The organism is Micromonospora yongxingensis (genome assembly GCF_052601155.1).
The window spans coordinates 21,984-35,401 of record NZ_JBQXEO010000036.1 but is presented as its reverse complement, the minus strand read 5'-3'; the positions used below and the strand labels follow the sequence as shown (position 1 = coordinate 35,401).

At 71.9% G+C, this 13,418-nt stretch carries 13 protein-coding genes and 1 tRNA gene; 11 read left to right on the top strand and 3 right to left on the bottom strand.

Annotated elements, in window-relative coordinates:
- Window positions 1–10: 10 nt before the first annotated feature.
- Complete coding sequence (locus ACTWLT_RS29515; RefSeq protein WP_252417702.1) at window positions 11–268, bottom strand: TM2 domain-containing protein; 258 nt, start codon at window positions 266–268, stop codon at window positions 11–13.
- 293 nt (window positions 269–561) lie between these two features.
- Here ACTWLT_RS29515 and ald point away from each other — a divergent pair, with 293 nt between their 5' ends.
- The 9 genes from ald to ACTWLT_RS29470 all read left to right on the top strand — a co-directional run bounded on the left by ald (window position 562) and on the right by ACTWLT_RS29470 (window position 10,161).
- Window positions 562–1,677, top strand: coding sequence for an alanine dehydrogenase (ald, locus tag ACTWLT_RS29510; RefSeq protein WP_445321183.1), 1,116 nt, complete (start codon window positions 562–564; stop codon window positions 1,675–1,677).
- Between the two features lie 20 nt (window positions 1,678–1,697).
- The gene (locus ACTWLT_RS29505) at window positions 1,698–2,681 is read left to right on the top strand and encodes a site-specific tyrosine recombinase XerD (RefSeq protein ID WP_445321197.1); all 984 of its coding nucleotides are present in this window, start codon (window positions 1,698–1,700) and stop codon (window positions 2,679–2,681) included.
- A 181-nt stretch (window positions 2,682–2,862) separates the two neighbouring features.
- Window positions 2,863–3,786, top strand: a complete 924-nt coding sequence (locus ACTWLT_RS29500) for a ParA family protein (RefSeq protein ID WP_088990243.1) — start codon at window positions 2,863–2,865, stop codon at window positions 3,784–3,786.
- A gap of 41 nt (window positions 3,787–3,827) precedes the next feature.
- Window positions 3,828–4,841, top strand: a complete 1,014-nt coding sequence (locus ACTWLT_RS29495) for a segregation and condensation protein A (protein WP_445321182.1) — start codon at window positions 3,828–3,830, stop codon at window positions 4,839–4,841.
- Complete coding sequence (gene scpB, locus ACTWLT_RS29490; protein ID WP_445321181.1) at window positions 4,834–5,754, top strand: SMC-Scp complex subunit ScpB; 921 nt, start codon at window positions 4,834–4,836, stop codon at window positions 5,752–5,754. The genes ACTWLT_RS29495 and scpB overlap by 8 nt, the downstream gene beginning before the upstream one ends.
- The gene (locus tag ACTWLT_RS29485) at window positions 5,741–6,511 is read left to right on the top strand and encodes a pseudouridine synthase (RefSeq protein WP_252417698.1); all 771 of its coding nucleotides are present in this window, start codon (window positions 5,741–5,743) and stop codon (window positions 6,509–6,511) included. Before scpB ends, ACTWLT_RS29485 begins: the two co-directional genes overlap by 14 nt.
- 170 nt (window positions 6,512–6,681) lie before the next feature.
- Window positions 6,682–7,404 carry a hypothetical protein gene (locus ACTWLT_RS29480; protein WP_445321180.1) on the top strand — a complete coding sequence of 241 codons (723 nt, stop codon included), beginning with the start codon at window positions 6,682–6,684 and terminating at the stop codon, window positions 7,402–7,404.
- Entirely contained in the window at window positions 7,401–8,447 is a 1,047-nt protein-coding gene (locus tag ACTWLT_RS29475; RefSeq protein ID WP_445321179.1) for a Gfo/Idh/MocA family protein, read from the top strand. Before ACTWLT_RS29480 ends, ACTWLT_RS29475 begins: the two co-directional genes overlap by 4 nt.
- Window positions 8,428–10,161, top strand: coding sequence for a DegT/DnrJ/EryC1/StrS family aminotransferase (locus ACTWLT_RS29470; RefSeq protein ID WP_445321178.1), 1,734 nt, complete (start codon window positions 8,428–8,430; stop codon window positions 10,159–10,161). The genes ACTWLT_RS29475 and ACTWLT_RS29470 overlap by 20 nt, the downstream gene beginning before the upstream one ends.
- On the opposite strand, the gene ACTWLT_RS29465 is transcribed toward ACTWLT_RS29470, so the two are convergent.
- Together ACTWLT_RS29465 and ACTWLT_RS29460 are read right to left on the bottom strand one after the other, a co-directional pair.
- On the bottom strand, window positions 10,158–10,838 hold the full coding sequence (locus ACTWLT_RS29465; RefSeq protein ID WP_445321177.1) for a dTMP kinase: 681 nt from the start codon (window positions 10,836–10,838) through the stop codon (window positions 10,158–10,160). The two genes, ACTWLT_RS29470 and ACTWLT_RS29465, sit on opposite strands and share 4 nt — an antisense overlap.
- 58 nt (window positions 10,839–10,896) lie before the next feature.
- Window positions 10,897–11,460, bottom strand: a complete 564-nt coding sequence (locus ACTWLT_RS29460; RefSeq protein ID WP_445321176.1) for an AAA family ATPase — start codon at window positions 11,458–11,460, stop codon at window positions 10,897–10,899.
- A gap of 249 nt (window positions 11,461–11,709) precedes the next feature.
- Between ACTWLT_RS29460 and der the strand changes: the two genes are divergently transcribed.
- Together der and ACTWLT_RS29450 are read left to right on the top strand one after the other, a co-directional pair.
- Window positions 11,710–13,113 (top strand): ribosome biogenesis GTPase Der, encoded by a 1,404-nt coding sequence (der, locus tag ACTWLT_RS29455; RefSeq protein ID WP_252417692.1) that lies wholly within the window; start codon window positions 11,710–11,712, stop codon window positions 13,111–13,113.
- A 196-nt stretch (window positions 13,114–13,309) separates the two neighbouring features.
- A tRNA-Pro gene (locus ACTWLT_RS29450) sits at window positions 13,310–13,383 on the top strand.
- The last annotated feature ends 35 nt before the right edge of the window (window positions 13,384–13,418 follow it).

Genomic DNA, 13,418 nt, shown 5'->3' with positions numbered 1-13,418 from the left:
TCCGGGTGGATCAGTCGCGCAGCGGTCGACCCTGCGCGTCCGTGCCGCCGTTCACCAGGATGAGGATGCCGTCGATGACGCCCCAGAGCGCGCCGACACCGCACGTCACGATGCTCACCACGAGCTGGAGCACAGCGATCTTGGTGTGTCCGGTGTAGAACCGACCGGCGCCGAAGGTGCCGAGCAGGATGCCGAGGATGCCCGCGACGACCTTGCTCTTGTCGGAGTAACCCGGGGCGTACCCCGGCTGGTAAGGAGGAGTGGTCATGGGCCGACACACTAGTGATCCACTCGCCCGCTGTCCGCACCGGTACCCGCCAGATGGGACGATAATGGGCGAACAATGTCCTGTCGGCTGAGGTTGCCTCCCACTGCCGGCCCGGTCGACAGCCCTGACACTCCGTCAGGACAGCCGGGCACCGGATGGCACTGTGCTGGCTCGCGGCGGCGCCGGGCGCGCCTAGACTGCCGCCGGCGGGACCGGTGGACCGCGGTGGCAATGGGGCCGTCGCGGCACCGAGCAGTCGGGGGAGAGCAGCCCCGAAGAGAGGTGTCTGCATCGTGAAGGTCGGAATCCCACGCGAGGTCAAGAACCACGAGTACCGCGTGGCGATCACGCCGGCGGGCGTCAACGAGTTCACCCGCGGTGGTCACCAGGTCTTCGTCGAATCCGGCGCCGGTGTCGGCTCCAGCATCAGTGACGAGGAGTTCGCCGCGGCGGGCGCCAAGATCCTGGCCACCGCCGACGAGGTGTGGGAGACCGCCGAGCTGGTGCTCAAGGTCAAGGAGCCGATCGCCGAGGAGTACCACCGGATGCGCGAGGGGCAGGTGCTCTTCACCTACCTGCACCTGGCCGCCTCGAAGGTCTGCACCGACGCGCTGATCGACCGCAAGGTCACCGCCATCGCGTACGAGACCGTCGAGCTGCCCGACCGGTCGCTGCCGCTGCTCGCCCCGATGTCCGAGGTCGCCGGCCGGCTCGCCCCGCAGGTGGGCGCCTTCTACATGATGCGTACCGGCGGTGGGCGCGGCGTGCTGCCCGGCGGCGTCTCCGGCGTGTACGCGGCCAAGACCGTGGTCATCGGCGCGGGCGTCTCCGGCATGAACGCCGCCGCCATCGCGCTGGGCCTCCAGTCGGAGGTGCTGCTGCTGGACAAGAACGTCGCCCGGCTGCGCCAGGCCGACGCCATCTACCGCGGCCACCTGCAGACCGTCGCGTCCAACGCGTACGAGATTGAGCGGGCGGTGCTCGACGCCGACCTGGTCATCGGCGCCGTACTGGTGCCCGGTGCCAAGGCGCCGACCCTGATCTCCAACGAGCTGGTCTCCCGCATGAAGCCGGGCAGCGTGCTCGTCGACATCGCCATCGACCAGGGCGGCTGCTTCGAGGACTCGCGGCCGACCACGCACGCCGACCCGGTCTACAAGGTCCACGAGTCGATCTTCTACTGCGTGGCGAACATGCCCGGCGCCGTGCCGAACACCAGCACCTACGCGCTGACCAACGTCACCCTGCCGTACGCGCTGGAGCTGGCCAACCACGGCTGGCGCGAGGCGCTGCGTCGCGACCCGGCGCTGGCGCTGGGCCTGAACACCCACGACGGCCAGGTCACCTACGGCCCGGTCGCCGAGGCGCACGGCATGGGCGTGCTCCCGCTGGCCGACGCGCTGGCCTGAGCGGTGGCGGCCTGACCGGCATCCCGGCCCCGGCCGGCGCGGACGTACAGCCCGCGCCGGCCCTGCGCCGTGCCGTGCGCGGCTACCTCGACCACCTCACGGTCGAGCGGGGCCTGTCCGCGAACACCCTCGCCTCGTACCGCCGGGATCTGGAGCGGTACCTCGCGACCCTCGCCGATGCCGGCGTCGCCGACCTCGCGTCGGTCGGTGCCGGCGTCGTCGAGTCGCACCTGGCCCGGCTGCGCGCCGGCGACGACACGCACCCCCCGCTGGCGGTCTCCTCCGCCGCCCGCGCGGCCAGCGCGGTGCGCGGCCTGCACCGTTTCGCGCTGCGCGAAGGGCTGTCCGGCGCCGACCCGAGCCGCGAGGTCCGCCCACCCACCCCGCCGCGCCGGCTGCCCCGGGCGCTGCCGGTCGACGACGTGGTCCGGCTGCTGGAGACCGCCGGCCCGGTCACCGCGACCGGCGAGGGCGCGCCGCTCGCGCTGCGCGACCGGGCGCTGCTGGAGTTCCTGTACGGCACCGGCGCGCGGATCTCCGAGGCGGTCGGCGCCGCCGTGGACGACCTCGACACCGACGAGGGCACCGTGCTGCTGCGCGGCAAGGGCGGCCGGGTGCGGCTGGTGCCGATCGGCGGGTACGCCGTCGAGGCGGTGCGCGCCTACCTGGTCCGGGCCCGACCCGGGCTGGCCGCCGCCGGCCGGGGCACCCCGGCGGTCTTCCTCAACGCGCGCGGCGGCGCGCTGACCCGGCAGGGCGCCTGGGCCATCCTGCGTCGCGGCGCCGCCCGGGCCGGGCTGCCGGTCGACGGGCCGGCCGCGGTCTCCCCGCACACCCTGCGCCACTCGTACGCCACCCACCTGCTGGACGGCGGCGCCGACGTGCGGGTGGTCCAGGAACTGCTCGGTCACGCCTCGGTGACCACCACCCAGGTCTACACGCTGGTGACCGTCGAGCGGTTGCGCGAGGTGTACGCCACCGCCCACCCACGCGCCCGCGGCTGAGCCCTCGTCGCGGTCGGCCCCGACACGCCGGGCCGGTGCCGAACCCCCTGCTGGTCGGTGGCGTACAGTCGGCATCGGCGCGGACCTCCTGGGGCGAGAAGACCGGGGTGCGCAGCGGCGCCGCGAAGGACGTCGGACGGCTCCGACGCCGGGTGGGTCGTCGGGAGGGGGCAACGAGGACATGGCTGGCAACGGTGACCGTGCCGAGACCTGGACGTCGGAGCTCCGCGAGCAGCAGGCCACGCTCGGCGCGGACCTGGGTCCGGCGGATCCGGCGGCCTACACGATGCGCAAGCCCATTCCCGAGCCGATGCCCACCGACCGGCACGGTCCGGCGCGCATCATCGCGATGGCCAACCAGAAGGGCGGCGTCGGCAAGACCACCACCACCATCAACCTGGGCGCGGCGCTGGCCGAGTACGGCCGCAAGGTGCTGCTGGTCGACTTCGACCCGCAGGGCGCGCTCTCGGTGGGCCTGGGGGTCAACCCGCACAACCTCGACCTGTCCGTCTACAACCTGCTCATGCAGGACGACGTGACCGCCGAGGACGTCCTCATCAAGACCGACGTGGCGGGCCTGCACCTGCTGCCGGCCAACATCGACCTCTCCGCCGCCGAGATCCAGCTCGTCAACGAGGTGGCCCGGGAGATGGCCCTGGCCCGGGTGCTGCGCTCGGTCCGCAAGGAGTACGACTACATCCTGATCGACTGCCAGCCCTCACTCGGCCTGCTGGCGATCAACGCGCTGACCGTCGCGCACGGTGTGCTCATCCCGCTCGAGTGCGAGTTCTTCAGCCTGCGGGGTGTGGCGCTGCTGCTGGACACCATCGACAAGGTGCGCGAGCGCCTCAACTTCGACCTGGAGCTCGAGGGCATCCTCGCCACCATGTACGACAGCCGCACCACGCACTGCCGTCAGGTGCTCCAGCGGGTGGTGGAGGCGTTCGGCGACAAGGTCTACCAGACGGTCATCACCAAGACGGTGAAGTTCCCCGAGTCCACCGTGGCCGGTGCCCCGATCACCACGATGGACCCGGCGTCCTCCGGGGCGCGCAACTACCGTCAGCTGGCCCGCGAGGTGATCGCCGCCCAGTCGGAGCGGTAGCCGGAACACCCGGTGTCCGCCTCGTGCACTACGGTCGTCCGGTGACCGCGCCACCCCTCGACCCGCCGGCCGGGCCGCACGAGGCCACCGCCCCGGCGGTCGCCGCCGAGCTGGCCGCCGAGGTCGACGGCGTGCTGCCCGCCCCCGAGGCTCCCGAGACGTCCGGCTTCACCGTCCGGCTGGCGAACTTCACCGGCCCGTTCGACCTGCTGCTGCAACTGATCGGCAAGCACAAGCTCGACGTCACCGAGGTGGCCCTGCACAAGGTCACCGACGAGTTCATCGCCTACATCCGCGCCATGGGCGACAAGTGGGACCTGGACGAGGCCAGCGAGTTCCTCCTGATCGCCGCCACCCTGCTCGACCTGAAGGCGGCCCGGCTGCTGCCCGCCGCCGAGGTGGAGGACGAGGCGGACCTCGCCCTGCTGGAGGCGCGGGACCTGCTCTTCGCCCGGCTGCTGCAGTACAAGGCGTACAAGGAGGCGGCGGCGCACATCGCCGAGCTGGAGGCGGTCGGCGGTCGGCGCTACCCGCGGGCGGTGAGCCTGGAGCCCCGGTACGCCGAGGCGCTGCCCGACCTGGTGCTCGGCATCGGCCCGCAGCGACTGCTGAAACTGGCCGTGAAGGCGATGACCCCGAAGCCGGTGCCGGAGGTCTCCATCGCCCACGTGCACATGGTCCGGGTCAGCGTCCGGGAGCACGCGGCGATCCTCACCGCCCGGCTGCGCCGCGCCGGCACGGCGACCTTCTCGCTGCTCTGCGCCGACTGCGAAGCCACCCTGGAGGTGGTCGCCCGCTTCCTCGCGCTGCTGGAGCTCTACCGGGAGGGCCTGGTGGCCTTCGTGCAGGAGCAGGCCCTGGAGGAGCTGACCGTGCGCTGGACCGGCCCGGCCGACGGCGACACCGAACTGCACGTCGACGAGTACGCCGGCACCCCGGCCGAGCCGGAATCGGCGCCTGGGCCGGAGGCTGTGCCCGAGCCGGAGGCAGTGTCGGCAGGACCGGCCGAGCGACCGGACGGGACGGAAACGACGGAGGGTGAGCGGGATGAGTGACGAGGAACGCCGGGACTCCCTGGCCGATCAGGCCGCCGCCTGGGTTCCGCCGTGGGAACGCCCCCGCCCACCCGCCCCCACCGCCTCCGAGGTCGTCGAAACCGCTCCCGGAGCCGACGGGGGGCCGGATTCTGCCAAGATCGCGGGCGAGCCGAGCGAGCCGGGCGCGGGCGAGCCGGGCGCGGGCGCGGGCGAGCCGGGCGCGGGCGCGGGCGAGCCGGGCGCGGGCGAGTCGGCTGAGGGCGAGCCGGGTGCCGTCGAGCCGGGCGCGGAGGGTGCGGGGGAGGGCGGGGTCGCAGACGTACCCCGTCGGCAGGCTGTGGGGCGGCGGAGGGCGCCGGTCGAGCCGGAGCCCGCGCCGGTGCTCTCCGACGCCGAGCTGCGCGGAGCGCTGGAGGCGATCCTGCTGGTGGTCGACGAGCCGGTGAGCGAGCTGGTCCTGGCCCAGGTGCTGGAGCAGCAGGCCGAGCGGGTCGGGCCGATGCTCGACGAGATCGCCGCCGGCTACACGGCCGCCGGGCACGGGTTCGAGCTGCGCAGGGCCGCTGGCGGCTGGCGGCTGTACACCCGGCCGGAATACGCGACCTATGTCGAACGGTTCGTGTTGGACGGGCAGTCCGTACGGCTGACCCAGGCGGCGTTGGAGACCCTCGCCGTGGTCGCCTACAAGCAGCCGGTAACCCGTTCGCGCATCTCGGCCATCCGGGGTGTGAACTGCGATGGGGTCATCCGTACGCTGGTTACGCGCGGCCTTGTCGAGGAGTGCGGCACCGAAACGGACAGCGGGGCGTTCCTCTACCGGACCACCACGCTTTTCCTGGAGAAGCTCGGGCTGAACACCGTCGACGAGCTGCCGCCCCTCGCACCCTTCCTGCCCGACGACGTAGAAGAGCTTGCTGATGCGACCCGATAACCGTTCCCCCAAACCCGACGCCCCCGTCTACGAGGGTGCCGAGCGCCTGCAGAAGGTGCTCGCCGCCGCCGGCGTGGGTTCCCGGCGTGCCTGCGAGGACCTGATCTTCCGCCGCCGGGTCACCGTGGACGGCCGGGTGGCCAAGCTCGGCGACAAGGTCGACCCGGCCACCGCCGTGATCCACGTGGACGGCGAGCGCCTCCAGGTCGACACCCGCCTGGTCTACGTGGCGATGAACAAGCCGCGTGGGGTGGTCACCACCATGGCGGACGACAAGGGCCGCAACGAGCTGGCCGAGTTCATCGGCAACCGGGTGGAGCAGCGCGTCTACCACGTCGGGCGGCTCGACGCGGACAGCGAGGGCCTGCTGCTGCTCACCAACGACGGCACCCTCGCGCACAAGCTCATGCACCCCTCGTACGAGGTGCTGAAGACGTACCTCGCCGAGGTGGTCGGGCCGATCCCGCGCAACCTGGGCAAGCGGCTGCTGGCCGGCGTCGAGCTGGAGGACGGGCCGGTCAAGGTCGACTCGTTCAAGGTGGTCGACACCCTGGGCAAGAGCGCCCAGGTGGAGCTGAGCCTGCACGAGGGGCGCAAACACATCGTCCGGCGGTTGCTGGCCGAGGTCGGACACCCGGTCACCCGGCTGGTGCGTACCTCGATCGGGCCCATCCGGCTCGGTGACCTGCGCACCGGGCGGATCCGGCGGTTGACCAACGCCGAGGTCGCCGCCCTGTTCAACGCGGTCGGCGACTGACCGTCGGCGGGCGCCCACCGACCGTCGTCGTCCGGAGCCGGATTCGACCGGGTCGCCGTCCCGATCGTCCTTTCTTGCTGTCAGTTCCGGCGGTTCCGCGCCCAGCGGAGGCCGGATAGAGTTTCGCGAATGCGAGCGACGAGACAGGCGCGGCGGTGAGATTCCGCCGGATGGTGGGCGCGTTCCGCCGCGGGCAGCACGTCGAGCTGGCCGTGGTGCTGCTGGTGAGCCTGGGCGCCGTGTTGGCGTCACTGTTCGGTTGGGCGGACGACAAGCTGATCACCGCCCTCACGGTGACCGGAATCGGTGCGCTGGGTCTCGCGCTGCTGGGATTGCGGTTCGAGCTCACCGACATGGTCGCCGACCTGCGCAGGGCGGCGGCCGGGGCGCGGTTTCAACAGGAGCCTCCCTACGAGCTGCCCGCGCTCCTCGCGGGCAGCTCGGTGGTGGTGCTCGCGGGTGTGGACCTGGCCCGGACCTTCAGCAACTACGAGTCACACCTGACGGCCTTCGTGAAGGCCGGCAAGGAACTGCGGGTCATGCTGTACGACCCGGACGGGCCGGCGGTCGACTACGCGGTGATGCGGTCCAAGCGGCCCTTCCTGAAGGATCGGCAGCGCGGGTTGATCAATGACGGCGCGGCGGACTTCCGTCAGCTCATGGCCATTCCGCAGGCCCGGGCGGAGGTCCGCTTCTCGCCCGCGCCGTTCCCCTTCGGGGTGGTGGCGGCGGACTACCGCACCGACAACGGCCTGATCTGCCTCAAGTACTACACGTACCGCCTGGAGAACTACGACAAGCCCTGGCTCCGGGTCACCGCCGCGGACGGCCGGTGGTATCGCCAGTTCGGCGACGAGGTCGACGCCTTGTGGAACGACGCCCGACCCGCGTGAGTGTTCGCGGCCGGTCGGCCTTCCGCCGGGTCGGCGAGCCGAACCCGAGGCGGGGCTGCCTGCTGGTCGGTCTCGGAGACCGGTCGCAGCGGGTCCTGCTGCCCGCGCTGGCCCGGTGCGGCATCGGGGTGGTGGACGTGGTGGACACGTCGCCGCAACGGCTCGACGCGTTCCGGGCCGCGCAGGCGGCCGGCTGGGTCACGCCGGAGGCCCGCTTCCTGCCCGGCCTCCCGGCCGTGGCCGAACGGTACGACTTCGCCCTGGTCGCCGTGCCGCACGGCGCGCACGAGCGGACCACCCGCCACCTCACCCAGCTCGGCTGCCCGGTCCTGAAGGAGAAGCCGTACGCCCGCGACCTGTCGCACGCTCGCCGGCTGTACCGGGACGCCGCTGACCTGCTGCACCCCCTGGTCGACCGACCGTTCCTGCCGGTCTTCCGGTTGCTCGCCCGCCTGCTGCCCTGGCTCGGCCCCGCGGTCCGCTACCGGGCCCGATACTGGCGGCCGTCGGCGTCGTACCGGCAGACCTGGCGCAACGACCCGGAGATGGCCGGCGACGGCGTGATCTCCGACATGGGCTACCACTGCCTGGATCTGGTCCTGCGGCTGCTCGGCAGGCCGACTCTGCTCACGGTCACCGACATCGCGCGCCGCCCGGGCTACCTGGTCGACGAGCAGGTCCGGCTCGGTTGCGTGCACCGCGACGGGAGCCGGGGAACCATGGAGATCTCCAGGCTGGCCGAGGTGGCGGATGAGCGGTACATCTTCGTGGGCAACGGCGCCGTGATCCGGGCCGGGTTGTCGTACCTGCAGATGCGGCTGCCCGGCGGTGCCAGCCGGAGCTGGCGGTTCTCCTACGACCCCGTCTCGGCGGCCTCCCACACCATCGGCAGCGCGGTGGCCGACCTGGCCTCGCGCCGCCGGGCCAGGTGGGAGAACCGCCACGGGCTGCGGGTGATGGCCGCGATCGCTGACGCGTACCGCACGGACGCGGCGGGGCAACTGGTGAGAGAGGACGAACCTGGTGTCTCCCGAAACGCCTGAGCCGACGCCCACCGGGCCGGAGGCCTGGCCGCCGATCGACGACGAGGTCCGGGCGGCCGTGCTGCGCCAGCTCGACGAGTCGGTGTCCATCTACGACCGGTCCGGCGTCCTCAAGGACTTCGAGGAACGGTTCCGGCGTCTGCCCGGCTCCCGGTACGCCCTGCTCACCTCGTCGGGAACGGCGGCACTGCACAGCGCGTACTACGCCCTGGAGATCGGGCCCGGCGACGAGGTGCTCTGCCCCGCGTACACCTTCTTCGCCACCGCTCTGCCGCTGTTCCAACTCGGGGCCGTTCCCGTGCTGGTCGACTCGACCGTCGCCGGCCTCCTGGACCTCGACCTCGCGGAACGGCTGGTCACCCCGCGGACCCGGGCGATGGTCATCACCCACATGTGGGGCTATCCGCAGCCGGTCCGCCTGTACCGGGAGTTCTGTGACCGGCACGGGATCGCGCTGGTCGAGGACTGCTCGCACGCCCATGGCGCGTCCGTGGCCGGAGAACCCGTCGGTGGCCTGGCCGACGTGGCGGCCTGGAGCCTGCAGGGCAACAAGATCGTGTCCGCCGGCGAGGGTGGTGTGCTCTGCACCGACGACCAGGAGATCTACGTCCGGGCCAACCTGCTGGGGCACTTCAACCGTCGGTCGATCAACGAAATACCGCAGGACCATCCCCTGCACCGGTACGCCGACACCGGCCTGGGCCTGAAGTACCGCGCCCACCCACTGGGCGTCGCCATGGCCGCCGTCTACCTCGACCGGCTGCCACGCTGGCTGGTCGCCAAGCAGCGCCACGTCGAGCGGTTCCTGGAGGCGCTCGGGCCGGTGGACGCGATCTCGCCGCTGCTGCCGCCGTCGCCCGAGGTCCAGTGCTCCTACTACGCGCTGCCCCTGGTGGTGCACCGACCGCCGGCCGACGTGCGGCGGCTGGTCGCGTACGTGCGGGAGGCCGGCTACCAGGAGCTGACCGGCGCGGGCACCTTCGGCAGCCTCTCCCACTGGCACCTCTTCCAGCACCCCCGATCCCCGGTCACCGACAAGCCGGGCGTCAGCCTGCGGCGGCCGGTCCCCGTGGCGGAACACCTCCAGTCCGCGGTGGTGCGGGTCCCGGTGCCCGTGGGGGAGGACCCGGGCACCGCCGAGCGCTTCCGGGCACTGGGTGCGTGTCTGGCGCGCGCCCTGGACGAACTCGACATGGCGGACGCCGATCCGGCCCGGCATCCCGTCTCCGTCTCCGTCTCCGCCGCCGTGGCCGCGGCCGCCGCCGACCAGATCGAGCGCTTCGTGGTCGGGGCCGTCGTCCCTCGCCTGGTGGACGGCGACACGGAGGTGCTGCTGGCCAAGCGGCGTCCCGACGACTTCATGGGTGGCTTCGAGGAGATCGTCGGTGGCGAGGTGGAGCCGGGGGAGACCCTGCTCGACGCCCTGTCCCGGGAGGTCTTCGAGGAGACCGGCCTGCGCGTCCGCGCCGCCTCCGAGATCTTCGCCATCTTCGACTACGTCGACTCCGACGGTCGGCTCGCCCGACAGTTCAACTTCGCGGTCGATGTCGAACCCACGGCCGTCCCCGTGCTGAGCACCGAGCACGTGAGCATCCGCTGGGTGGGGCTGGCCGGCCTGGCCGCGTCGCAGTGCAGCACCGACGTCAAGCGGGTGCTGCAACGGTGGTTCGCGTACCGCGAGGTGGGGCTGGCCGCGCCCAAGCTGGTCCTCTAACGCGACGGGCCGTCGAGTGCCGTCATGATCGTCTCCAGCACCGCGTCCACGACCTCGCCGACCGGCCGCGACGAATCCACGAAGACGAACCCGCCGCGCCGCCGCGGGTCACTCAGCAACTGCTGGTACGCCCGCTCCCGCCGCCGCAGCACGGGCAGGTCCTCGGGGTCGTAGTCGGCCCGTGCCCGCAACCGGTCAACGCGTACCGCCTCCGGTGCGTGCAGCCAGATCCTGACGTCCGCCGGGTCGGGGAGGGTGCGCACGACACCGTCGATCATCCCGCAGGCCACCCGGTCGTCCAGCCCGTACTCGTCGGCCAGCGCGACGTGCTGGCACGCCACCACGCTCTCGTGCCACCGGTCCTTGAGCACGACCGTGTGGGTACGGGCCGCCGCCGGCACCGCGTACTCGACCGCGTACGCGAGGTCGGCCACGACGGAGAACACCTGCGTCCACGCCGACGGGACGTTGGCCGGGTCACGCAGGAAGCGGTCGGTGGAGAGCCGGGTCATCAGGTAGCTGCCGAGCGGTGAGCTGGTGAACTCCGGCACCACCGTGGCGGACACCGACCGGGCCGACAGCATCGCGGCGCACCGCTGCACCACCGTGGTCTTGCCGGCGCCCTCCAGGCCCTCGACCGCCACCACGAGTGCCGGACCCCGGGGGTGTCGCGTCACCGGAGTCCCGTTTCCACCGGCCCATCACACCACGCGGCGCGCTGGTTGTCGGCGACGGTCAGCGGGACATGCGCACGTCGGTGAGGCCCACCCGGTCCAGGCGCTCGGCGAGGACGTCGACGCTGTCGTCGTTGACGACGTGCCAGTCGGCCAGCACGATCGGCGTGGCCTTGTCCAGGGTGCTGATCTCGCGGAGGTCACGCGAGGTGATCTCCTCAGGCGTCAGCGGCCGGTGGGCACGCTTGCCCAGTCGCTCCTCGCGCATCTCACGCGGGGCGTGCACGGCCAGGGTGCGCAGCGTGTCCGGGAAACGCTCGGTCAGGTACTCGTACTCGGCGTAGCTGTACAGGCCGTCGATGATGACCAGCGGCTGCTCGGTCAGCTGCTTGCCGATGTCGTCGGCGGCGAGCTGGGCGACAGCGCTCATACCGTGCAGGCGGCGCACTTCTTCCCGGACGGTGCGTTCGGTCTGTTCGTTGACGGGGAGACCACGGCGTCGCACCTCACCCACGATCACGCCGCCGAAGTAGACGACGGGAGCACCGGTCGCCTTCTGCACCATGGCGACGACCGTCGACTTCCCGGTGCCCGCCAGCCCGACTACCGCCAGAATCCCGTTCATTGCCATCCGTCCGGTCTCCCACCGGCCGGTGGGAAGATGAGTAGAGGTCACCCGTTGAAAAGCCTACGTGGCGTCGCCGACGTGAGCTTGGCAGGGACCTCGGGCGTTCGCGAATGCGGACAGTAGCATTGACGGATCAAGTGTACCGGCACGGCGGCGACGGACGCGGTCGTGCTTCTCAGCTCCGGAGCGGGAACGGCGACGTGTCGCCGTCCGCTTCGCGAACTGCTGATCCGATCTGGGAGTGGCATGACCGACAGTGACGGATGGGTCGAGCTGCGCGAGCCCGACATCGACTCCGAGGATCCGTCCGGCCCGCAGCCGGTGGTGGCCGTGGTCGGCCGCCCCAATGTGGGTAAGTCCACGCTGGTCAACCGGATCATCGGCCGCCGGCAGGCGGTCGTCGAGGACATCCCCGGCGTGACCCGGGACCGGGTGCCGTACGACGCGCAGTGGAACGGCCGGGCGTTCACCGTGGTGGACACCGGCGGGTGGGAACCGGACGCGAAGGACCGCGCCGCCGCCATCGCGGCGCAGGCCGAGACCGCGGTCGTCACCGCCGACGTGGTGCTCTTCGTCGTCGACGCGATGGTGGGCTCCACCGACGTGGACGAGGCCGCCGTGAAGATGCTGCGGCGCAGCGCCAAGCCGGTGATCCTGGTGGCGAACAAGGCCGACAACACCTCCATCGAGATGGAGGCCACCTCGCTCTGGTCGCTCGGCCTCGGCGAGCCGTTCCCCGTCTCCGCGCTGCACGGGCGAGGCTCCGGCGACCTGCTGGACGCCATCCTCGCCGCGCTGCCGGAGGCGCCGGCGATCGTCGAGAACCGGCCGCGCGGGCCGCGCCGGGTCGCGCTGGTCGGCCGGCCGAACGTCGGCAAGTCCAGCCTGCTCAACCGGTTCTCCGGCGAGGAGCGCGCCGTCGTCGACGCGGTCGCCGGCACCACCGTCGACCCGGTGGACAGCCTGGTCGAGATCGGCGGTCAGACCTGGCAACTGGTGGACACGGCCGGGCTGCGCAAGCGGGTTGGTCAGGCCAGCGGCACCGAGTACTACGCCAGCCTCCGCACGGCGGCGGCCATCGAGGCCGCCGAGGTGGCCGTGGTGCTGCTGGACTCCAGCGAACCCATCAGCGAGCAGGACCAGCGGATCCTGTCGATGGTGACCGAGACCGGCCGGGCGCTGGTCATCGCGTTCAACAAGTGGGACCTGGTCGACGCCGACCGCCGGTACTACCTGGACAAGGAGATCGAGCGCGAACTGCGCCGCATCCCCTGGGCCATCCGGCTGAACCTGTCGGCGATGACCGGCCGCGCGGTGGACAAGCTGGCCCCGGCCCTGAACAAGGCGTTGGCCAGCTGGGAGACGCGGGTGCCGACCGCGCACCTCAACCAGTGGCTCACCGCGCTGGTGCAGGCCACCCCGCACCCCGTGCGCGGTGGACGCGCGCCGCGGATCCTGTTCGCCACCCAGGCCGGAGTGGCGCCGCCGCGGTTCGTGCTCTTCACCACCGGCCCGCTCGACGCCGGCTACCAGCGCTTCGTCGAGCGCAAGCTCCGTGAGGAGTTCGGGTACGAGGGCAGCCCGATCGAGATCTCGGTCCGCCCCCGCAAGAAGCTCGGCCCCGGCGGCCGAGGCAAGGCACACGGCTGATCTGTCTGCTCGGAAATGCCGGATGGGCACCCGCCCATCCGGCATTTTCGCACCCAATCTTCTCCCTATCCTCCTAGGACGCCTTATGGGTTGTGCGGTGGTTCGGCCGTGGAGCGACCCGGGTGGGGCCTGTGCGGACGACGGGGGGCTGCTGCGCTAAGCTGTACCGGCTGTCGCGGGGGAGACCACGCGAGGGCGGGACGTGGCGCAGCTTGGTAGCGCACTTGACTGGGGGTCAAGGGGTCGTCGGTTCGAATCCGGCCGTCCCGACGCAGGTCAGAGGGCTGGTCCGGAAATCGGGTCGG

Bases quoted from the DNA above. Each gene is read 5' to 3' on its own strand.
- ACTWLT_RS29500 (WP_088990243.1), top strand. From the start codon at position 2,863: ATGGCTGGCAACGGTGACCGTGCCGAGACCTGGACGTCGGAGCTCCGC.
- ACTWLT_RS29485 (WP_252417698.1), top strand. From the start codon at position 5,741: ATGCGACCCGATAACCGTTCCCCCAAACCCGACGCCCCCGTCTACGAG.
- scpB (WP_445321181.1), top strand. From the start codon at position 4,834: ATGAGTGACGAGGAACGCCGGGACTCCCTGGCCGATCAGGCCGCCGCC.
- ACTWLT_RS29460 (WP_445321176.1), bottom strand. From the start codon at position 11,460: ATGAACGGGATTCTGGCGGTAGTCGGGCTGGCGGGCACCGGGAAGTCG.
- der (WP_252417692.1), top strand. From the start codon at position 11,710: ATGACCGACAGTGACGGATGGGTCGAGCTGCGCGAGCCCGACATCGAC.
- ACTWLT_RS29480 (WP_445321180.1), top strand. From the start codon at position 6,682: ATGGTGGGCGCGTTCCGCCGCGGGCAGCACGTCGAGCTGGCCGTGGTG.
- ACTWLT_RS29515 (WP_252417702.1), bottom strand. From the start codon at position 268: ATGACCACTCCTCCTTACCAGCCGGGGTACGCCCCGGGTTACTCCGAC.